This is a genomic window from Actinomadura madurae, assembly GCF_900115095.1.
In the GTDB taxonomy this organism is placed as follows: Bacteria; Actinomycetota; Actinomycetes; order Streptosporangiales; family Streptosporangiaceae; genus Spirillospora; species Spirillospora madurae.
In genome coordinates this window covers 284,569-305,066 of record NZ_FOVH01000010.1, presented here as the reverse complement: position 1 = coordinate 305,066, position 20,498 = coordinate 284,569, and the positions used below count along the sequence as shown (strand labels likewise).

The following is a 20,498-nucleotide window of genomic DNA, read 5'->3' as shown; positions in this document are numbered from 1 at the left end:
TCACGTCGGCATTCTTCTCGCGAACTCAGGAAGAACATGCCACAAGGCTTCTTGATCTTCACTGTCGGTGGATATCTCTACGCCGCCTCGTTGAAGCATTACCAGGGACGTCATTAGTACACCACGCAGCAATTCCTGAGCCACGACGTGGCGTGCGGACATGAGGGTGCGGGTGAAGTCACTGAAGACAGCGGTGTTGATGTCGTACATGTCTTCGGCAACCGCCTCCAAGCCCGTTGGAATCTCCAGAGTACGGGCGATTGCTTCTGCAAGGTTAACGTACAGTCTCCCGACCCGTAGTGCTGGACTCCAGACTGTCTCGTCGTCGATGTCGAAGATGTAACTCACTATGACCGCTCCAGCAGGATCTGTTCGTCCGGATGCCCTAAACGCAACCTCTCGGCGGCCGATTCTACTTCTGATCGGAACAGGTGATCGGCGCCGAGTTCCTGTTCGTGGTCGGCTTGTATCGACGCGCTTTTCAAAGCCCCTCGTGACGAGGTATTCAGGATGGCGGCGGGGGGGAGCCGCACAGGCGCTTTCGGGACGTCACTACGTACTACACCGTCCGCGCTCCGCTCAGATCAGTGAGCGCACGTCAGCGACGTCGTACTCGGCCACGGAGGCAGCGAGCATCGCGGCACTCTGCTCGTCGCTGGGGCCATTGCCTCGGAACGCCTCCACGGCCGCCTGCGACTCCCAGCGCTCGAAGATGTTGATGCGACCCGCATCGATCAGGTCCGCGGAGATGGCGAAGTCCAGGCAGCCGGGTGCACGACGGGCCGACTCCACGACGCTCACGCTGCTCGCGAGATAGGACTCGCGCTGCTGCGGGTCGACGATGATGTGTCCTGCGACGATTACCATGCGCTGCTCCTCGGCTGACTTCGAACGGGCTGTCACTGATGGTGACCGTCGACCGAAGCGAAACTCATCGGCGATCAAGCAGCCCCGGCATCCATGCCAGATCAGAGACAGCGCCCCTTTGGGGCCATGAGCGTGCCCGTTCGGGAAAGCGAGGCCGCTGGGGCACCGCGTCGCTTTCTCCGTGAACCCCGTCGATTGGTCCGGCTCGGCAACGGCTCAGGGGTGTCAGCGGCGCAGGAAGGGCTTGACCATCGGTAGCACCAGGTCGGCGCGCTCGACGACCTCCATGTGCCTGGTTGCGGGCAGGATCGCCAGCTGCGAGTCCGGCAACCGGTTGTGCATCTCGACCGCGTGCTCGGGCCGGACGAAATCGGTGTCGCCGATGATCATCAAGATCGGCATCGTCAGTCGAGCCAGTTGCTCGTCCGTCCATGGCTCGAAGGCGTGCACGGCCGGCTGGATCTTCTCCAGGAACGCGGAGAAATGGTCCGGGTCGGGCGCCACCTCGATGTAAGCCTGATACATGGCCGCGCCTTCTTCCTCGGTGGGCAGCCGGGGCGAGTCCTGCTCCGGCGCCGTGATCTCCGGGTAGTACGCGTCCGGGCGGAAGTGCGACGCGGCCAGCACCACCCGGCCGACCCGTTCCGGATGGCTGACGGCGACATCGGTCGAGACCAGCCCGCCCAGGCTGTAGCCGAAGAAGTCGGCCCGGTCGATGTCCAGGTGATCCAGCAACGCCACCACGTCGGCCGCGCATTGCCCGATGCTGAACGGGCGGTCGCCGTCGGCGGTGTGACCGTGCCCCTGCAGCTCGACACCGATCACCTGACGGTCTTTGGTCAGCTCCGGCAGCAACGTGTCGAAGCTCAGGTGGAACGTTTGCACGCCGCCATGCAGCATGATCAGCGGAAGTCCGGGGTGGTCCGCTCCGTGCACCTCGTAGTAGAGCTCGATGCCGTTCACCGATGCGTACGCGCCCTGCGACATATGAATCCTCCCGGTGGTGTGAGTGCCCAAGGTGGTGACCATCGATGCCGGCGAAAGTCATCGGGTCTTGAAGGGTGATGCAGGTGGCTTCGGCGCAGGGCGACTGCGCGCGTGGCCCAGGCACGTCGGCCGCGCACGCGCGGCGAGGCTCGGGGACGGCTGGGGCGCTGCGTCGGATTCCCGCACGTCGGATGGAGTTGTCGTCATGTGGGTGGAAAAGGATTGGACGGGGTGAGGGGTGGGCTGTAGCTTGCGGGTGGCCGTGACGCTGACCGAGGAGGTGAGTCCCCATGAACGCTGTATCGATGGGGGTGCTCCCCCTTCCCGTTACGGTCGGGCGATTGACGTAGGTGTCGCCGGGAGCGCCTCGCCAATGGCACTCCCGAAAGGCAATACCTATGGACCCTTCGCAGTTCACCCCCGAGCCGTCGTCGAACGATGCGGCCAAGCACGACGTCCCCGGACGGCGGTCGGCCTCCCCCGGTGGCGCACTCCTCATGTTCGACGTGATCATCGCCGGATGCGGGCCGACCGGTGCGATGCTGGCCGCGGAGCTGCGGCTGCACGATGTACGGGTGCTCCTTCTGGAGAAGGAAACCGAGCCCGTGTCGTTCGTCCGCATCGTCGGGCTGCATATCCGCAGTCTTGAGCTGATGGCCATGCGCGGGCTGCTGGACCGCCTTCTCGAACACGGAAGGCAGCGTCCGGCGGGCGGCTTCTTCGCCGCCATCAACAAACCCGCGCCCGGGGGGCTGGACTCCGCCCACGCCTATCTGCTGGGCATCCCGCAGCCCGTCATCGTTCGCCTGCTCGAAGAGCATGCGATCGAGCTGGGTGCGCAGATCCGGCGCGGTTGTGCGGTGGCCGACTTCACGCAGGACGACGAGGGCGTGACCGTCGAGCTGGCCGACGGGGAACGGCTTCGGTCGCGTTACCTCGTCGGCTGTGACGGCGCGCGCAGTACGGTGCGCAAACTGCTCGGCGTCGGCTTCCCCGGCGTGCCCTCCAGGTCCGAGACGCTGATGGGCGAGATGGAAGTGGGTGCGCCGCGGGAGGAGATCGCGGCCAAGGTCAGGGAGATCGGCGAGACTCAGAGGCAGTTCTGGCTCAGGCCTTTCGGTGAAAAGGTCTACAGCGTCGTCGTCCCCGCCGCAGGAGTCAGCGATCGCGCGAAACCACCGACCCTGGACGATTTCAAACAGCAGTTGCGCGCCATCGCCGGAACCGATTTCGGCGTGCACTCCCCCCGCTGGCTGTCCCGCTTCGGCGATGCCACCCGGCTGGTCGAGCGCTATCGGGTCGGCCGGGTGCTGCTGGCCGGGGACGCGGCGCACATCCACCCGCCCATCGGCGGTCAGGGCCTCAACCTGGGCGTCCAGGACGCGTTCAACCTGGGCTGGAAACTGGCCGCGCAGATCCGCGGCTGGGCGCCGGAAGCACTGCTCGACACCTACCAGGCCGAGCGTCATCCGGTCGCCGAGGATGTGCTGGACAACACTCGCGCCCAGATGGAACTGCTCTCCCCCGAACCGGGCCCGCAGGCCGTGCGCAGGCTGCTCGCCGAACTGATGGACTTCGACGAGGTGAACCGCCACCTGATCGAGAAGATCACCGCGACCGGTATCCGTTACGACTTCGGCGAGGGCCCCGATCTGCTCGGACGCCGCCTGCGCGACATCGACGTGGAACAGGGCCGCCTCTACGATCTGCTGCATCGCGGCCGCGGCCTGCTGCTGGACCGCACCGGACGCCTGACAGCCGGTGGCTGGTCAGACCGGGTCGACCACCTCGCGGATCCCACTGCGGCGCTGGATGCTCCGTGCATCCTGCTGCGTCCTGACGGTCACGTCGCCTGGATCGGCGACGATCAGCAGGACCTGGACGCCCACCTCTCCCGCTGGTTCGGCGAGCCCGCCACCTGATCTCGCCTGCGAACCGCGCGGGCGTGAGGAGTCATGGCGGGGTCTCCGGCATGGGTTGCTATCGCGCCCCGACCCGATGTTGCGCGGGCTCGTCGCTGGTTGCGGCGGTGGAGGGGCGGGGACAGCATGTCGTTGTCGGCCTGTCGGCGATCGATCGTCGGCAGGCCGGCGGCACCGCTTCCCAAGTTAAGGAACCACGCCATGACCTCCTCGCACGACTTTCCCTTGGAGCCGGCACCGATCCACGTGCCAGACGAGGCCCTTGATGACCTGCGCGCCCGTCTCACATTGACGCGTCCGCCGCTGGACGAAGGGAACGAGGACTGGTCCTACGGCGTGCCGGACGGCTATCTCCGCGGGCTGGTCGCCTACTGGCGGGACGGTTACGACTGGCGCAAGGCCGAGGCCACCATCAACGTCTACGAGCATTACCAGGTGGACGTCGCCGGCGTCCCAGTGCACTTCATGCGCAAGCCCGGCCGCGGGCCCCGCCCGATCCCGTTGATCCTCACCCACGGCTGGCCGTGGACGTTCTGGCACTGGTCGAAGGTGATCGATCCGCTCGCCGACCCGGGCGCGTTCGGCGGTGACCCCGCGGACGCGTTCGACGTCATCGTGCCGTCACTGCCCGGCTTCGGTTTCCCCGGCCCGCTCACCGGCTTCCCGGACGTGAACTTCTGGAAGGTCGCCGACCTCTGGCACACCCTGATGACCCGGACCCTGGGCTACGAGAAGTACGCCGCCGGGGGCTGCGACATCGGCGGGATCGTCTCCAGCCAGCTCGGCCACAAGTACGCCGACGAGTTGTACGGCATCCACATAGGTTCCGGGCTGCCGCTCGACTTCTTCTCCGGACCTCGCGCCTGGGACTTCGCCCGGAACCGGCCCCTCACCGACGACCAGCCGGACGACGTCCGCGCCCGTATCATCGAGATGGACCACCGCTGGGCGTCCCATCTCACCGTGCACATGCTCGACGGCGCCACGCTGGCCCACGGGCTGAGCGACTCGCCCGCCGGCCTGCTCGCCTGGCTGCTGGAGCGCTGGAACGCCTGGAGCGACAACGGCGGCGATGTCGAGTCCGTCTTCACCAAGGACGACCTGCTCACCCACGCCACGATCTACTGGGTGAACAACTCCATCGCCACGTCGATGCGTTACTACGCCAACGCCAACCGCTACCCCTGGGTCCCCGCCCACGACCGCACCCCTGTCGTGGAGGCCCCGGTCGGGCTCACCTTCGTCTCGTACGAGAACCCGCCCGGCATTCATACCGCCGACGAGCGCGTCCGGGCGTTCAAGGCGGGCCCGCTGGCCGGGTACTTCAACCATGTCAACGTCAACGCCCATGACCACGGCGGCCACTTCATCCCCTGGGAGAACCCGGATGCCTGGGTGAGCGACCTGCGCCGCACCTTCCAGGGCCGCAGGCCCTGAACAATTCCAGGTCAGCGGCCTCGCCCGCTCCCGGACGCCGCCACGGGAGCCGTGTGGACTACCGCTTGGCTCCGAGTCGGCTCTCCCTCCGAGGGCTCATCGGCGTCTGGCGTGCCGACGCGTCCACGCCTCGGGGACCGAAGCCGCTGAGGTGCAGCAGCGCCGGAGTGAGGACGAGCAGGCCGACCGCCAGGGCCGCGACCGCGACCATGGCGCCGCGCAGTCCCACCGCGTCGGCCCACAGTCCGACGTAGACCGGACCGACGAGAAAGCCGAGGTAGGAGACGGTCGTGACGACCGACGTGGCGCGGCCTCGGCGGGACTCGTCGACGTTCCGCGAGACGACGCCGAGGAGGGTCGGGAACAGCACCGCGGTCCCCGCGGCGGCCACCGCCAGCCCCAGCCCGGCGATGAGCAGCGTGGGTGCGACGGCGATGAGGGCGGCGCCGGCAGCGGCGGCCGACGCGCCGGCGAGCAGGACGGTCCGAGCATGTTCGGCCTTGAGGCCGCCGAAGGAGAACCGGGTGATCGCGACCGTGCCCGCGAACACGGCGGGCGCGACGGCGCTCAACCCCGTGCTCGAATGAAGCTCCTCGTGCGCGAAGACCGCGCTCCAGCTCTGGTGCGCGTTCTCGCCGGCGAACGCGAGCGCGCCCAGGACCCCGATGAGCAGGTACGGGACGATATCGCGGCGTCCGAATGGTGCCGCATCGGCGGTCGGGCTCCGCTCGGTGGACGCATGGCTGGGCAGCGCCCTGAACAAGAAGGCACCGGCCGGCAGGGAAAGGACGGCGACCGCCGCGAAAGGGACCGCGAGCGGTAGCGACGCGGCCGACGCCAGCCCGGTGGCGAGGCTCCCGAAGACCACCAGGCTGGAGAAGACGCCGTGGGCCCGGGTGATGACGGGACGGCCCGCCATCTTCTCGGCCCGTCCGGCGGCGGCGTTCATGGACACGTCCGCCGCCCCGCTGGTGGCACCGACGACGGCCAGTCCGGCGCACAGGCTCGCGGCGTCCACCGCGGTCAGTGCCAGCGCGGCGCCGGCGACGCCGAGGGCGGCGATGAGCACGGCCGAGACCGCCAGGCCCCATCGATCTAGCGCTCTGCCCGTCAGCAGCATCGCGGGCAGGGCGCCCGCGCCCACGAACAGCAGCGCGAAACCGAGCTGCCCGTCGCTGACCCCGGCCTGGTGCTGAACCCGCGGGACGGAGGCTCCCCACACCCCCCAGAACGCACCGAACACGGCAAAGGCCACGACCACCGAGATGATCATGCGACGGGGTGAGCGGGAACTCATATGTGTAACGATACACAGCCCCCATTGGGACCGTTACGCTGGCCGCATGGCAGCGTCGTCCCGAGGCTCGAAGCGGGTGACCCTCGCGCAGGTGGCCGAGCTGGCCGGGGTGTCGGTCATGACCGCCTCCTACACCTACAACCGGCCGAGCCGCGTATCGGACGAGGCACGGGCCAAGGTGCTCGCCGCGGCGGACCGGCTCGGGTACGCCGGACCGGACCCGAGCGCCCGGTCGCTGCGCCGCGGCAGCTCCCGCACGCTCGGGGTCGTGATGGGCGAGCATCTGAGCTACGCGTTCGAGGACCCGGAGGCGGTGTCGTTCCTGGCGGGGGTGGCCGACGTCTGCGCCGATCACGGCTACGGCATGACGATCCTGCCGATCACCGGTGCCGCCGAGGACATCTCGCGGATCACCGAGGCCGCGGTGGACGGGTTCATCGTCTGGACCACATCCGACGACGATCCGGTCCTGGCCGCCGTGCAGGCGATGAAACGTCCGGCGGTGGTCCACGGCGGGCCGTCCGTCCGGGGCATGGGGTTGGTGAGCATCGACAACCGCGCCGCGGCACGCGCGGTGGGCACGGTCGCGTTCGCGGGCGCCGAACGTCCCGCGATCGTGAGCTTTCCGCTTTCCCGAGAGCGCGCCGGCATGGTCATCGGCGGCGCGGACATGCCGGAGATCTTGTTCCCGGTGACCCGGGACCGGCTGGACGGCTACCGGGAGGCGATCGAGGCGGCCGGTATCGCGTGGCGCGATGTCGTCATCGCGGTTTGCGCACGCAATGACACCGCCGAGGCCGAACGCGCCGCGGCGTCGCTCCTCGCCTCCGCCGCGCCGCCCGACGCGATCGCCGCCATGAGCGACCAGCAGGCGGCCGGCGTCGTCCACGCGGTTCGCGCCGCCGGTCGCGCCATACCGGACGATGTCGCGGTGACCGGGTGGGACGACGCGGCGGTGGCGGCCCGGCTCGGCCTGACGACGGTCGCGCAGTCGCTGCGCGACCAGGGCGCGGCATGCGCGCACGCGGCGCTGGGGCAGAAGCCCGGCGGCACCGAGATCGCTTCGTGGTCCATCGTCCGCCGAGGCAGCACGCGCCTGTAGGGAGCCGCGTGACGCCGAAAGCCCGGCCGACCGCGGTCGACCGGGCTTGGGCTGGGACGCCGCACGCGTCAACCGCCGGCGTCCCCGGGTGTCATCCGGTCATGCGGCGACGCAGGAAGTCCTTGCCCTGCTCGGCACCCTTGCGGCTCTCGGTCTGGGCGCGGCGGAACAGGTCGGCCAGCTCGCTGTCGCCGGCGCGCTCGGCGTCGGCGATGTAGGTCTCCAGGCGCAGCGCGTTGCTGAGGCACTGCTCGACGAACCAGACAAGGTTGTAGTCCTTGTCCTTGGTGCCGGTGACGCCACCGGTCTCCTGCTCGTGTGTCGTGCTCATGGTCCTCACCATTCCGTTCTTCGGCTGCTATGGCGCCCCACTACCCGTCCACGGGTGCCCCATGCGCGCCCTTCGCGGTTGCCGCGGCGGTGGTGCTCATCGCGGGACCGCCCCGGCAGGACGGTCACCTGGCGGGCTTGTCGCGGAGGCGTTCGACGGGGTGGGGGCCGTCGGTTTCCAGGCGGTACTCGTCGCCGAACTTGTCGCGGTGCTCGTCGATGACGCGTTCCTGCGCGCCGCGCTCGGCGTTGATCTTGTCCTGGTAGGCCTCGAACCGCTGGTGGGCCTCCTGGACGTAGCCGGTGCCCAGGGTCGTCCAGTCGATCTGGGTGGCCAGCAGCTCGCGCAGCAGCTGCTTGTTGGGCTCGAAGGTGACCGGTTCGGGCAACTGCGGCGCCAGGACGCTTTCGGGGTCGCGGCCGTCGTGGCGGCGCATCAGATCACAGGCGATCCGCAGATGCTCCAGCTCCATGTTCAGGTGCAGCTCCCAGATCCCCTTGACGCGGGGGTCGGACTCGGTCTGCATGAACGAGTAGTACATGTAGCACTCGTTGTACTCGTGGTTGACCAGCCGCTCCCACCAGGTCTCCCCTGGGTCCACCAGCGACTCGTAGTGGGTGACGTGCTCCTCCTCGACGAGGCCGATCTCCTGGTAGAGCTGCCGGGCGATGGGCTCCATGTACATCGGGCCCACGTTCATGTAGAAGTTCATCGTCTGCTGCTCGGCCGACATGATCGTCAGCGCGTGCAGCTTGGAGATCGGCTCGGCGGCCGCGCGGTCGTAGGGCTCGCGGACGTTGTCGAGCGGGTTGCGGTGCTGCAGGTAGCCGGGGCGGCCCGGCATGACCTCGGTGAGCTGGTCGATGACCTTCTCGGCCTTGCGGTGCTCGATCATCTCGTACAGGTTGGAGTACCGGTACAGGTGGTCGAAGTCCTCCAGCAGCCCGAAGTTGTAGGCCTGCTTGAGGTAGGGGTCGGGTTCCTGGCGGGCGACCCAGCCGGTCAGGTCGACGGCGACCTGCTCGTAGCTGATGGTGGTCTCCAGCACCGAGGCCTGGCCGGGGAGCAGCCAGTTGACGACCTTCTGCTGCTGCGCCTCGATGTAGCGCACCGCGGCCAGCTGCTGCTTGACCTCCACGTCCGGGCAGACCCGGGCGAAGTGGTGGCTGAACATGATCGCCTCCACCTCGATCCCGTTCATCGTGATGATCCGGCACTTGGTGTACGGATCGGAGGCGTCGGGATCGACGGGGGCGACGTCCAGCTGCGCCCAGTTCCGCAACTGGTCGTCCAGCGGGATACCGCGGTGTTCGAGCGGGTTGAAGGCCACCAGGCTCACCTTTCGTCTCGAGACGAGATCGGATGCGACACCCGCTGCCGGTACCCGGCACGAGACGTTCCGCACCTGCGCCGGCCCGGCATTACACGACCTTTGTCACCGAGTGGACATCCCAGTCCACCTCCACCGAATGGGGCCGCATAGGGGCGGCGGCCTCGGGTACGGCCCGGCGGGTACCACCGGACCCGCACCACCGAGCAGGGGACATCCATGCAGACCACGCCCGCCAACGCCGAAACCACCGGAGACGTCGTCGACCTGCTGCGCGCTCAGCACGGCCAGATCCGGGACCTGTTCGACGAGGTCCTGCACACCGACGGCGACGACCGCAAGAACGCCTTCCAGGATCTGGTCAAACTCCTGGCCATTCACGAAACCGCCGAAGAAGAACTCATCCACCCGATGGCCCGGCGGCTGCCCGGCGGCGACGGCATCGTGGACGACCGGCTGGCCGAAGAGCGCGAGGCCAAGGAACTGCTGGCCGAACTGGACGGCATGGACACCGACGACCCCCGTTTCCTCAAATCGGTCGACAAACTTCGCATCGACGTCCTCACCCACGCCCGCGCCGAAGAGCGCTACGAATTCGACCGGCTCAAGGACGAGTTCAGCCCCGCCCAGCTCAGAGGCTTCGCCGCCGCCGTCCGTGCCGCCCAGGCCACCGCACCCACCCGGCCCCACCCCGGCACCGAGACCGCCACCAAGAACCTGCTCGCCGGACCCATTGCCGCGGTGGTCGACCGCGTCCGCGACATGATCCGCGACGCCCGCGACGGCAAGTGACCGGTGACGGCCCGATCCAGTCTGGAGACGCCATGAAACGCGCCCTGGCCACGGCCGCCGCGCTCGCCGCGCGGCTGCGCGAGAGCACCGCCGCCGGGACGCTGGAGCGCCTGACGGGCGACGATCCCCGGCAGCGCGTCCGGCGGGCGCTGCGCGAGGCCAAGTCCCTGATCGAAACCGGCGAGATCCTGCGGGCGGACGCGCCCCCCCACCACGCGTCCCACACCGGGCGGGAAGCTGGTGGGCCTCGCGACCCGGCGCGCGGGCGGGGAGGGACGGCTGTGAAGGCCCTGTGCTGGGAAGGCGTGAACAGGCTGCGGGTGGAGGACGTCCCCGAGCCGCGGATCCGCAACGACCAGGACGTCATCGTCAAGGTCACCGCCGGGACGACCTGCGGCTCCGACCTGCACCTGATCGGCGGGTACATCCCCGCGATGCGCGGCTGCGGGCGGTGCTGGTACTGCGCCAACGACCTGCGGTCGCTGTGCGACAACTCCAACACAACCCGGGCATCACCCAGGCCATGTTCCCCGAGCGGTTGGCGAAGAGCACGTCTACGACCAGGTCGAACACCAGCTCCGGATGCAGACCGACCGGCCGACCGCCGTCCGCGAGGCGATCTACGCCCTGCGCGGCGCCCAGATGCACGGGCAGCGCTACATCCCCAAGCTGTTGGAACGCATCGCCAAGGGAGAACTGAGCACGCGCCACCTCGCCACCCACGAGATGCCTCTGGACGACGCGCCGCACCTAACGGGGGCGCCCCTCGATCAGGATCGGCTCAGGACTCGGTGAAGTCGTCTCGCGACAGTCCCTTCTCCGCCATCTTGTCTTCGAGCTCGGCGCCCAGCTCGGTCCGCACGTCGGGACGCGGCTCGGAGTTCTGATCAGGGTCCCGGTCGGAATTCATCACCCGATCGGTGTCCTCGGTCTTCGGCGCGTTCTCCTCTGGCGTGGTCATCCGCCCCCCCACTGTCGCTTTAGTCGCCGGTCGGCCCGGCCGTCGCGCTACGGCTACCCGGCCACATCCAGCTCTAACGACACCGACCGACCGCCGCTTGGACGGCCGCGCCCAGCCTCCAAGCGCTCACCCGCCATCGACGCGGCCGATGGTCGCACGGGCGCCGCGCCTCCATGAAGCCGAAACGAGGACGGATGACCGCGATCTCGCGAAAGATGACCGAAGGCACCTGCCGGCGAGCCTGCGATCGCCGGGCATCGTGCTGGGAGTAGGGCTCGGCGGATTCGTCGACGGAATCCTGAAGTTCTACTCCCCGCACACCGTGTCGGGGCTGGAGATGAACACGGTGTGGGACGGGATCTTCCATGTCGTCTGCTGGCTGTCGGTACTGACCGGACTCGCCGTCCTGTACTCCCGGGTCACCCACCAACGATCGACCACCAGATCCTGGGGATCCACCACCTCCGCGAGGGCCCTCACCGGATCTGGTGGGACGTAGGATTCCTGCTGCTGGGCGGCGTGCTGATCGCCGCCGCAATCCGGTCCGGGGACCGGGCCTGGTGTGCGCCGGATTCTTCCTGGCCGGCTGCGCTTTGCTCGCGGTCGCCGTGTCGCCGCCCGTGGACGCCTTCGCCGGCCGCGACTTCCGCGGTCACATGCTCCAGCATCTGATCATCGGCGTGTACGCGCCGCTGTTCCTGGTCCCGGGCGCCCCGATCACGGTCGTCCTGGGCGCCGTCCCCGCGGCCCACGCCCGGCGACTGACCCGGGCCCTGCGCAGCAGAGTCCTGCGGGTCCTGGCCCATCCGGTGACCGCGCTGGCGCTCACTGTCGGAACCCTGGCGGCGGTGTACTTCACGCCCGTCTACAACGCCACCATGGAACACACAGTGCTGCACGATGCACTGCACGTCCATTTCCTGGCCTCGGGCTTCCTGTTCGCCTGGGTCATCGCAGGCCCCGACCCGGCCCCCAGCCGTCCCGGCGTCCCGGTCCGGCTGGTGGTCCTCGGCGTGGCCGTCGCCGCGCACGCCACCATCTCCCAGCTCATGTACGGCGGGTTCCTCATCGGCGTCCACGCGCCCATCGCCCAGGTCCGCGGCGGCGCCGAGCTCATGTACTACGGCGGCGACATCGCCGAGCTTCTTCTCGCGGCCGCCCTGGTCGCCACGTGGCGTCCCGCCCGGCACACCGTCCAGCCCGCGCCGCCGGCTTCACCCGTCCATTGAGCGGCACAGAACCGGTGACATGTGGATATCGGTGTGCAACGGGTACGCAGGCGCCCAAGAATCCGCAGCGACGCAGGAGTCAGAAGGATGCCGAAGAGCACCCGCAAGGGAGAGGCCAAGAAGAGCGAGCTTCCCGACACCATCAAGCGGTCGGACGCCAAGGCACAGCGCACCTTCGCCAAGGCGCACGACTCGGCCGTCGAGGAGTACGGCGAAGGGCAGCGGGCCCATCGGGTCGCGTACGCGGCGCTCAAGCACACTCACGAGAAGGTCGGCGACCACTGGGAGCCCAAGGAGAAGGGCGCGAAGGGCCCGTCCGACAAGCAGGCCGAGGGCGGCGTGGGGACGTCGCGCGAGACCGCGGGCGGTGTCGACGCCAACGCCTCCAAGAAGCACCTGTACGACGTCGCGAAGAAGCTGGACGTCTCCGGCCGCTCGACGATGTCGAAGAAGGAGCTCGTGAAGGCCATCCAGAAGGCGAACGACCGGGAGAGCGCCCGGTCACGATCATGACGGCCGCCGCGCCGGTCAGCGCGAGGGCGCGTTGATGACGAAGACGACGTGACCGTGCTCGCCGATCCGTGCGTCGAGCACCTTGCCCCGGAGGGCCGCGGTGGTGGTCGGCTCAAGGAACAGCCGGGTTCCGTCGATCTCCATCACCTCGTCGGTGGACGCGGGGCGGTCGGTGACGGCCATGGTGAGAAGCGAGGGGTCATCGTGCCCTGGTGCGATGCGCATCCCGCCGTCGCGCGCCAGCCCCGACTGCGACGACAGGTTGCGGATCGCGGCGGCGGCCGCACCCGTGAGGATCAGCACAACGAACTCCTGGAATTCGACGGCAGTGGCCCCGATCTTCAGTACCCCGCCACCAGACGGCTGAATCGGCATACCGTCTCTCACCGCCCGATTCCTCTAGTGGGATCGCCGCCCGAGGGGGCGTCACCGATGTGTGTCCGGGGCGAGGCGGCCGATGCCGGGCAGGAACCGGCCGACCCGCGCGGCGTAGGCGGCGTAGGCGTCGCCGTGTGCTCTCAGCAGGTACGGCTCTTCGACGGCGCGGACCTGCATCTGGACGGCCACGATGGTCAGCACCAGGCCGAACAGCGTCACGGCGTTGGGGACCATGCCCGCCAGCCCGGCCGCGGTGACGGCCATCGTGGTGAAGATGGGATTCCGGGCCAGCGCGAACGCGCCCGCGGTGACCAGTTCGGTGCGCTCGTCCTCCTGCACCCCGATCCGCCAGGAGGAGCCCATCGAGGCCTGCGCGGCGAGAGTGCCCGCGAGGCCCGCGACGGCCAGCACGGCACCGGCCACCTGGACGGCGGGATGGTCGAGGAAGCCGACGGCGGGCAGCCCGGCCAGCGCGGCGATGGGGCCCGCGGCGCCGATGAGCAGGGCGGCGGTGAACAGCACCCGGGCCCACCACTGCGTGCTGCCCTTGGCCAGGCCGCCGCCGCGGAAGCCGGTGTCGCCGGTGCGGCGCCACTGCACCCAGGTGCGCAGCCCGAACGCGAGCCCGGCCCAGAACAGATAGATGACCAACGCGCCGATCGCCACGATGCCCTCCGGGATCGTCGAGGGAAGAAAGGAAGCGGATCAAGATCAGCGGACGCGGAAGGATTCGCAGAATAAGCGGTCCCGGGGTCGTGCGCACCAGCTCCGGAGGGCCGACCTCGGCCACCCGGTCTCGTCCGCGTCGCCGGCACAGCGCGACGACCCGGTCGGCGGCGAAGGGTTGCATCCGGTACCGAGGTACGGGTTTACCGTCGAAGACATGGAACTCCACCAGGTACCGGCCGGGCAGAACGACCAGGGGTGGGCGCCGCAGGCGTGCACCCTGCCGACGGCCAAGCGGCCACTGCGGGTGGCCGAGTTCGACGCGCTGTTCACCGAGGCGGTGCGGGAGGTGCGGCCGGACGGACCGGGCCGGGTCCGGCTGGTGCTGCGCCCGGGGCCCGAGGTGGCCGGGCGGGCGGCCGAGCTGGCCGCGCGGGAGACCGGCTGCTGCTCCTTCTTCACCTTCACCCTCACCGCGACCGGCGGCGAGCTGACCCTCGACGTCAGTGCCGGTGATCGGCACTCCGGGGTGCTGGACGCGCTGACCAGCCGCGCCACCCGGATGAGCGCGGCCTCCCCGGAGGCACGGCCATGACCGGTCCCGCCGTGGAGCCGGACGGCCGGCTGCGCAGCGGGCAGGTCGCGGCCGCCGCCGGGATCGGCCCGCAGACGCTGCGCTACTACGAGCGGCGCGGCCTGCTGCGCGAGCCGGACCGCAGCCCGGGCGGGCACCGGCTGTACCCGGCCGAGGCGGTGACGCTGCTGCGCGTGATCAAGACCGCGCAGCGGCTGGGCTTCACCCTGGACGAGGTCGCCGAGCTGCTGGAGGCCGGCACGCACCGGCACCGGCGGGCCGACGCGGGGCTGCAGAGCCGCGCCCGGAGCAAGCTCGCCGAGGTCGAAGCCAAGATCGGCGACCTGCGGGTCATCGCGGGCACGCTGCGCCAGGCCCTGGAGGCCGGATGCGATGACCTGGTCGCCTGCGCCGCCGAAGAGGACTGCCCCCTGCCGTTCGCCGGCCTGGCCGCCGGCCCGTCCGGCGAAAGGGCCGCCGATCCCGGCGCCACCGGGTGAGAAGGGGCACACTGCGGACACTGACCGGGCATCGAGGGGACGCTTGCCCGGAGAGCGCTGGAAGGCGGTGCGTCGCGGGCAGAATGGCGAAGACCGTTCTCGCCGGAGGTGCACGTGCGATTCGGCGTTCTCGGACCGCTCGTCGTCGGCGACCACGGCACGTCCCTGCCGCTGGGCGCCCCGCAGGACCGCACCGTGCTGGCCGTCCTGCTGGTGCACGCCAACGACCTGGTCGGCGTGGACCAGCTCGTCGACGAACTCTGGCCGCACCGGCCGCCCGCGCAGGCACGGGCGCTGGTGCGCGGTCACGTCTCCCGGATCCGGCGGACGCTGCGGGCCGGCGAGGCCGGGCGGGCGGCGGCCGAGCGGATCATCACCCGGAAGCCGGGCTACTTCCTGAAAGTGCACGACGAAGAACTCGACCTGCACGTCTTCGAGAAGCTCGTCGCGGACGCCCGGGAGGACGAGCGGACGCGGCGGGTCGAGCATCGTCTCGCCACGCTCCGGCGGGCGCACCGGCTGTGGCGCGGTGCCCCGTTCGCCGACGTGCCTCCCAGCCATTCCATCGCCGCGACCGTCGGCCGACTCACCGAGCTCCGGCTGACCACGCTGGAGGAGATGTACGACGCCTCGCTGGCCTGCGGCGAGGACGCCGAGATCGTCGCCGAGCTGACGGAGCTGGTCGACCGCCATCCGTTCCGGGAGCATCTGGCGGCACAGCTCATCCTCGCCTTGCATCGCAGCGGGCGGACCGCCGATGCGATCACCCTCTACCAGGAGGTCAGGCGGCGGCTGAGCGACGAGCTCGGGGTCGACCCCGGCGACCAGTTGCAGCGGCTCCACCTCGGCATCCTGCGCAACGACCCCTCCCTGGACCGGCCGGCGCCTCCCCCCTGGTCCAAACTGGATCCCGCCCCGCGGACGGCGCCCCATGGCCCGGCCGGATCGGCGAGATCCGGCCTGACGCCGCGTCAGCTGCCCGCGGCTTCCCCGGTCTTCACGGGCCGCGCCGGCGAGCTGACCGAACTCACCGGTCTGCCGGACGCCGGGACGGTCGTGATCGGTTCGATCGACGGGATGGCCGGGATCGGCAAGACCGCCCTCGCGGTGCAGGCCGCGCAGCGTCTCGCCGCTCACTACCCGGACGGTCAGCTCTTCCTCGACCTCCACGGCTTCACCCCCGGCGTCGCCCCGCTCGATCCGGCCGGTGCGCTCGAACGGATGCTGCGCGCCCTGGGGGTGCCGGGCGAGTGGATTCCGGCCCATCTGGAGGACCGCTCCGCGATGCTGCGCTCCACCCTGGCCGGACGGCGGGTGCTGCTCCTGCTGGACAACGCCGCCGACGACGTCCAGGTACGGCCGTTGCTGCCTGGTACGCCCGGATGCCTGACGCTGATCACCAGCCGGCACCGCCTGGCCGGTCTCGACGACGCGCATCTGATGTCGGTCGGCGTCCTGTCCCTCTCCGAGGCGGCCGACCTGTTCGCCCGCGCCGTCAGACGGGACGATCTGACCGCCCGGTCGCCCCTGGTGAGCGAGATCGTGGACATGTGCGGGCGGCTGCCCCTGGCCATCCGCATCGCGGCCGCCCGCCTGCGCGCGCACCCGGCCTGGACTGCCGAACAGCTCATCGAGCGGCTGGGCGACCACGACAGGCGCCTGGCCGAACTCCACGCCGGGCAGCGAAGCATGGGCGCCGCCCTCGACATGTCGTACCGTCACCTCACCGCCCGGCATCGGCGTGCCTACCGGCTCCTCGGCCTGCATCCCGGTGCCGCCTTCGGCACGGACGCGGCCGCGGCCCTGACCGGCATGCCCCGGGAGCGCGCCGAGGAGGCGCTCGACGATCTGCTGGAGGCCCAGCTCCTCAACGAGACCGCCCCCGGCCGGTACACGTTCCATGACCTGGTCCGCCTCCACGCCATGCGGATCGCGCGGGAAGAGGAACGCGAGCCGGACCGCCAGGACGCGCTCGCCCGCCTGCTCGACCACTACACGCGGACCGCCTCCCTGGCGGTGGACGTGCTCTACGCACCCCGGACTCCGCAGCGGCGCGATGCCGCACCGGCGGTCGGATCCGCTCCAAGGCCGGCCACACCGCCCCAGGCCGCGGCCTGGCTCGACGCCGAGCTCGCCAACCTGCTCGCAGCCGCCGAACACGCCGCGGACCACGACGCGCCCGGCCACGTCCTCGGCCTGTCCCGGACGCTCCAGCTCCACCTGCACACCCGGGGGCACTTCTCGCACGCCGAAACCCTGCACGAGCGGGCCCGTGACGCCGCTCTCCAGACCGGTGATCGCGCGGGCGAGATGTGGGCGACGATCGGCCTTGCCGACGCGTACCAGGCGACCATCCGGCTGGCGGCGGCGACCGAAGGCCACGAGCGTGCCCTCGCCCTCGCCCGCGAGATCGGCGACCGCGGCGGCGAACTCGCCGCGCTGCGCGGTCTCGGCCGCAGCCGCTACCTGGCCGGCCGGAACAGACCGGCCACCGACATCCTCGGGCAGGCCCTCCGGCTCGCCGGTGAGATCGGCGACCGCAGGGGCGAACTCCAGGTCCTCTGCACGCTCGGGCTGCTGCACTACCAGACGGGACGGCACGAGGAGACGACCCGCTGTTTCAGCCGAGGGCTCCGCATCGCCCGCGAGATCGGCGACCGCGGCGGGGAACTCCAGGCACTGTGCGGGCTCGGCCACGCCCACAGGGTGCGAGCGGAGTACGACGGCGCCATCGACCGCTACGAGCAGGCGCTCGACATCGCCGACGAGATCGGCCATCGCTCCGGAGAGGTCCAGGCGCTGTGCGGACTCGGCCACACCTACCGGTTCCGGGAGCAATTCGACCGCGCCACCGGGTACTACGAACGAGCCCTCGACCTCGCCGGGGACATCGGAGTACGCAGTTACGAGTTCGAGGCGCTCTACGGTCTCGGCAACACATGCCTCGCGACCGGCCGGTCCGGCCAGGCGCTCAACCTGCACGAGCGGGCCCTCGAAATGACGCGGAACCTCCACCAGCAAGGACAACAGGCCCGCGCCCACGACGGCTTGGCCCGCGCACACCACGCGCTCGGTGACCGAGACCGCGCCTGCCACCACTGGGAGCGCGCTCTGACCATTCTCCACGACCTCGGCCTGGCCTACGAGGGCGAGGTCAAGGCCGCGGACGTCCACGCCAGCCTCATCGCCCTCGGATGCCGCGGGAAGGGCGGCTGACACGGCGGCCGGCGGCTCGGTGATGGACGGGCTCCTTCCCCCGGGGCTCCAGCCGGCGGACGACGACCCCGAGCACGCCGTCGCCGGAAAGGTAGCCGTAGTGGCGGGAGTCGAGGCTGCGGTCGGGGTTGTCGCCCAGGACGAGCAGCCGCCCGTCCGGCACGGTGACGTCGGCGGCGACCGAGACCGTCGCGGCCATCGCCGCCGACACCGGATCTCCGGGCACCCCGGCCGCCCGCTTGATCACCCACCTGTGGCGGGAGAGACGCCCGGAGACCCTCGGCCGGGCGAGCGCGGCGATGCCGGGGCGGCGGGCCGCCCGGTGGCGTGCGGCCTTCTTGACGACGACGATGTCGCCGGCCCGGACGTGGCCCAGCGGACGGCGCCGCACCAGAACGCGGTCGCCCTCGTGGAGCGTGGGCTGCATGCTCGGGCCGTCCACGTCGATGACGACGTAGCGGCGGCGCAGCCAGGCGATGAGCGCGGCGGTCCCGGCGAGCGCGGCCGCGGCGGCGAGGGCGATCCAGGTCATGGTGCCGGCACGTCCACGACCGGGTGGTCCGGCTGGTAGCCGTCGGCCTGCAGCGTGAACAGGCGGGCGTACTTCCCGTCCTCCGCCATCAGCTCGGTGTGGGTGCCCTGTTCCACGATCCGTCCCTGGTCGAGGACGACGAGCAGGTCGGCGTCGCGGACGGCCGCGAGCCGGTGGGAGATCAGCACGCTGGTCCGGCCCGCGCGGTGCTCGCGCAGCCGTGTGTGGATCTCGTGCTCGGCCTCGGCGTCCAGGCCGGAGCTGGGCTCGTCGAGGATCAGCAGGTCCCGCTGGTCGCGCAGGAAGGCGCGGGCCAGCGCCAGCCGCTGCCACTGTCCCCCGGACAGGGGAACCCCGACGTCGGGGTCGTCATCTCCGGGTTTGGCCGAGAACAGGCGTGACAGCAGCGTGTCGTAGCCGTTGGGCAGAGCGGCCAGAACGTCGTCCACCCCGGCCTGTCGTGCGGCGGCCTGCACGCGGTCGCGGTCCCGGTCGCGGAGGTCGCCGAGCCCGATGTTGTCGGCCGCGGTCAGGTCGTACTCCATGTAGTCCTGGAACACCGCCCCGATCCGTGACCGCAGTTCGGCCGGGTCCATGTCGCGCAGGTCCACCCCGTCCCACAGGATCGCGCCGCGGTCGGGGTCGTAGAACCGGCACAGCAGCTTGACCAGCGTGCTCTTGCCAGCACCGTTGCGGCCCACCAGGCCCACCGACCGGCCGTGCGGGATCGTGAGATTCAGGTCGCGCAGCGCCCAGGGATGCTCCGGCGTGTAGCGGAACCACACCCCGCGCAGCTCGATACCGCGCCGCAGCGGCGGTGCCGCCTGCGGCTCGGTCGGCACCGGCAGGTCCGGCCCGCCCGCGGTGATGGTGAGGTAGTGGTCGAAGAGCACCAGCTTGTGGTCGGCCTGTGTCACCTCGCTCACCAGGGACGCCGCGGCGGCCTGGACGCCCGCGACGGAGGCGATGAGCAGCGGGACGTCGCCCGCCGTGAAGCCCCCGGATCGGGCGGTGAACAGCGCCCACAGCAGGCAGGTCCCGGCGATCCCGGCGGCCAGCACCCCGAGGCCGGACTGGGTGAGCAGGTCGCGCCGGTCCATCCGGCGCCGCTCCACGTTGGCCTCCCGCCGCTGGGCCGTCATCAGCCCGCGGAAATGGCGGGCGGTCCCGAACAGGCGCAGCTCCTTGGCCGCCTGCGCGCTGCACAGCATCCGCTGGAAGAAGATCTCCCGCCGCTCCATCGGGGTGATCCGCCACATCATCGCCGCGCGGAGCCGGGACAGGCGCAGTTCGGCGGCGAGCGCGGGGACGGCCGCGAGCGTCACCGCCACCGCCAGCCACGGGCTGATCAGCAGCAGCGAGCCGAGGAACCCGACGATGGTGATCGCGCCGCGGCAGACGGCCAGCACGCCGAACACCACCATGCCGGGCGTGCTGCCGCCGGCGCCCTGGGCCAGCGCCAGCCGGTCCAGGAACACCGGGTCCTCGAACCTGGCCAGACCGGGGAGCCGCTCGGCCGCCGCGAAGAGCCGGTCCTGGGCGGTCAGGCCGATCCGGCGTTCGAGCTCCTGCCGGAGGTAACGGGACAGATGCGGCAGCACGGCGGCCAGCACCCCGGCGGCCAGGAGCCCGCCGCCCATCCAGGCCAGACCCGGGTCACCGGCGGAGGGTCCCACGATCGCGTCCAGCGCGAGCTTGGTCAGCCACGCCACCGCGACCGGCACGACCGCCGCCATCAGCTCCAGCGTCCCGTAGCCGAGAATCTGGTACCGGCCGGCGCGCCAGGCCAGGGCCAGCGCGTGCCCGATCCTGGCGGCACCGGCCCTGGGCCCCGTCCTGGCCCCGCCCAGACTGTCGCCCATGA

Annotated in this window: 22 protein-coding genes; 11 read left to right on the top strand and 11 right to left on the bottom strand. The window is 70.5% G+C overall.

Annotation, left to right across the window (positions count from 1 at the left end; genetic code table 11):
• The 3 genes from BM339_RS27325 to BM339_RS27315 all read right to left on the bottom strand — a co-directional run bounded on the left by BM339_RS27325 (position 1) and on the right by BM339_RS27315 (position 1,854).
• Positions 1-348 carry a DUF6086 family protein gene (locus tag BM339_RS27325; protein WP_075022676.1) on the bottom strand — a complete coding sequence of 116 codons (348 nt, stop codon included), beginning with the start codon at positions 346-348 and terminating at the stop codon, positions 1-3.
• 231 nt (positions 349-579) lie between these two features.
• The gene (locus BM339_RS27320; protein ID WP_021593442.1) at positions 580-867 is read right to left on the bottom strand and encodes a putative quinol monooxygenase; all 288 of its coding nucleotides are present in this window, start codon (positions 865-867) and stop codon (positions 580-582) included.
• A 225-nt stretch (positions 868-1,092) separates the two neighbouring features.
• The gene (locus BM339_RS27315) at positions 1,093-1,854 is read right to left on the bottom strand and encodes an alpha/beta fold hydrolase (protein WP_075022675.1); all 762 of its coding nucleotides are present in this window, start codon (positions 1,852-1,854) and stop codon (positions 1,093-1,095) included.
• Positions 1,855-2,351: 497 nt separating this feature from the next.
• Between BM339_RS27315 and rox the strand changes: the two genes are divergently transcribed.
• Together rox and BM339_RS27305 are read left to right on the top strand one after the other, a co-directional pair.
• Complete coding sequence (gene rox, locus BM339_RS27310; protein ID WP_218163778.1) at positions 2,352-3,776, top strand: rifampin monooxygenase; 1,425 nt, start codon at positions 2,352-2,354, stop codon at positions 3,774-3,776.
• 201 nt (positions 3,777-3,977) lie between these two features.
• On the top strand, positions 3,978-5,213 hold the full coding sequence (locus BM339_RS27305) for an epoxide hydrolase family protein (RefSeq protein WP_075022673.1): 1,236 nt from the start codon (positions 3,978-3,980) through the stop codon (positions 5,211-5,213).
• Positions 5,214-5,271: 58 nt separating this feature from the next.
• Here BM339_RS27305 and BM339_RS27300 read toward each other — a convergent pair whose 3' ends face one another.
• Positions 5,272-6,510 (bottom strand): MFS transporter, encoded by a 1,239-nt coding sequence (locus BM339_RS27300; RefSeq protein WP_083597977.1) that lies wholly within the window; start codon positions 6,508-6,510, stop codon positions 5,272-5,274.
• A gap of 46 nt (positions 6,511-6,556) precedes the next feature.
• Between BM339_RS27300 and BM339_RS27295 the strand changes: the two genes are divergently transcribed.
• Positions 6,557-7,612 carry a LacI family DNA-binding transcriptional regulator gene (locus BM339_RS27295; protein WP_075022671.1) on the top strand — a complete coding sequence of 352 codons (1,056 nt, stop codon included), beginning with the start codon at positions 6,557-6,559 and terminating at the stop codon, positions 7,610-7,612.
• A gap of 91 nt (positions 7,613-7,703) precedes the next feature.
• On the opposite strand, the gene BM339_RS27290 is transcribed toward BM339_RS27295, so the two are convergent.
• Entirely contained in the window at positions 7,704-7,943 is a 240-nt protein-coding gene (locus BM339_RS27290) for a hypothetical protein (protein ID WP_024935668.1), read from the bottom strand.
• A gap of 124 nt (positions 7,944-8,067) precedes the next feature.
• Positions 8,068-9,273, bottom strand: a complete 1,206-nt coding sequence (locus BM339_RS27285; RefSeq protein WP_075022670.1) for a hypothetical protein — start codon at positions 9,271-9,273, stop codon at positions 8,068-8,070.
• A 219-nt stretch (positions 9,274-9,492) separates the two neighbouring features.
• On the opposite strand from BM339_RS27285, the gene BM339_RS27280 reads away from it, so the two are divergent.
• The gene (locus BM339_RS27280) at positions 9,493-10,065 is read left to right on the top strand and encodes a hemerythrin domain-containing protein (protein ID WP_021593450.1); all 573 of its coding nucleotides are present in this window, start codon (positions 9,493-9,495) and stop codon (positions 10,063-10,065) included.
• Positions 10,066-10,647: 582 nt separating this feature from the next.
• The gene (locus BM339_RS50865; protein ID WP_218163780.1) at positions 10,648-10,860 is read left to right on the top strand and encodes a hypothetical protein; all 213 of its coding nucleotides are present in this window, start codon (positions 10,648-10,650) and stop codon (positions 10,858-10,860) included.
• On the opposite strand, the gene BM339_RS27270 is transcribed toward BM339_RS50865, so the two are convergent.
• Positions 10,847-11,026 carry a hypothetical protein gene (locus tag BM339_RS27270; protein WP_021593454.1) on the bottom strand — a complete coding sequence of 60 codons (180 nt, stop codon included), beginning with the start codon at positions 11,024-11,026 and terminating at the stop codon, positions 10,847-10,849. The genes BM339_RS50865 and BM339_RS27270 overlap by 14 nt on opposite strands.
• Before the next feature lie 259 nt (positions 11,027-11,285).
• Here BM339_RS27270 and BM339_RS51740 point away from each other — a divergent pair, with 259 nt between their 5' ends.
• The 3 genes from BM339_RS51740 (at position 11,286) to BM339_RS27255 (ending at position 12,768) form a co-directional block, all read left to right on the top strand.
• Complete coding sequence (locus BM339_RS51740; protein ID WP_256255473.1) at positions 11,286-11,525, top strand: DUF2243 domain-containing protein; 240 nt, start codon at positions 11,286-11,288, stop codon at positions 11,523-11,525.
• 61 nt (positions 11,526-11,586) lie between these two features.
• A complete protein-coding gene (locus BM339_RS27260) occupies positions 11,587-12,255 on the top strand; it encodes a cytochrome c oxidase assembly protein (protein ID WP_083597975.1) in 669 nt (222 codons plus the stop codon).
• Between the two features lie 87 nt (positions 12,256-12,342).
• Complete coding sequence (locus tag BM339_RS27255) at positions 12,343-12,768, top strand: ChaB family protein (RefSeq protein ID WP_021593458.1); 426 nt, start codon at positions 12,343-12,345, stop codon at positions 12,766-12,768.
• Between the two features lie 15 nt (positions 12,769-12,783).
• Here the strand turns inward: BM339_RS27255 and BM339_RS27250 are convergent, their stop codons facing one another.
• Both BM339_RS27250 and BM339_RS27245 read right to left on the bottom strand, forming a co-directional pair.
• Entirely contained in the window at positions 12,784-13,143 is a 360-nt protein-coding gene (locus tag BM339_RS27250) for a hypothetical protein (protein ID WP_143118609.1), read from the bottom strand.
• A 51-nt stretch (positions 13,144-13,194) separates the two neighbouring features.
• Positions 13,195-13,812, bottom strand: a complete 618-nt coding sequence (locus BM339_RS27245; protein ID WP_021593460.1) for a methyltransferase family protein — start codon at positions 13,810-13,812, stop codon at positions 13,195-13,197.
• Positions 13,813-14,029: 217 nt separating this feature from the next.
• Between BM339_RS27245 and BM339_RS27240 the strand changes: the two genes are divergently transcribed.
• The 3 genes from BM339_RS27240 (at position 14,030) to BM339_RS27230 (ending at position 18,102) form a co-directional block, all read left to right on the top strand.
• A complete protein-coding gene (locus BM339_RS27240) occupies positions 14,030-14,407 on the top strand; it encodes a hypothetical protein (protein ID WP_075022666.1) in 378 nt (125 codons plus the stop codon).
• Positions 14,404-14,886: a MerR family transcriptional regulator gene (locus BM339_RS27235; protein WP_075022665.1), complete on the top strand. Its 483-nt coding sequence runs from the start codon at positions 14,404-14,406 to the stop codon at positions 14,884-14,886. The genes BM339_RS27240 and BM339_RS27235 overlap by 4 nt, the downstream gene beginning before the upstream one ends.
• Positions 14,887-15,000: 114 nt before the next feature.
• The gene (locus tag BM339_RS27230) at positions 15,001-18,102 is read left to right on the top strand and encodes an AfsR/SARP family transcriptional regulator (protein ID WP_075022664.1); all 3,102 of its coding nucleotides are present in this window, start codon (positions 15,001-15,003) and stop codon (positions 18,100-18,102) included.
• Here BM339_RS27230 and BM339_RS27225 read toward each other — a convergent pair.
• Together BM339_RS27225 and BM339_RS27220 are read right to left on the bottom strand one after the other, a co-directional pair.
• A complete protein-coding gene (locus tag BM339_RS27225) occupies positions 18,068-18,634 on the bottom strand; it encodes a S26 family signal peptidase (RefSeq protein WP_075022663.1) in 567 nt (188 codons plus the stop codon). The two genes, BM339_RS27230 and BM339_RS27225, sit on opposite strands and share 35 nt — an antisense overlap.
• Positions 18,631-20,496 (bottom strand): ABC transporter ATP-binding protein, encoded by a 1,866-nt coding sequence (locus BM339_RS27220; protein WP_083597973.1) that lies wholly within the window; start codon positions 20,494-20,496, stop codon positions 18,631-18,633. The genes BM339_RS27225 and BM339_RS27220 overlap by 4 nt, the downstream gene beginning before the upstream one ends.
• Positions 20,497-20,498: the final 2 nt, after the last annotated feature.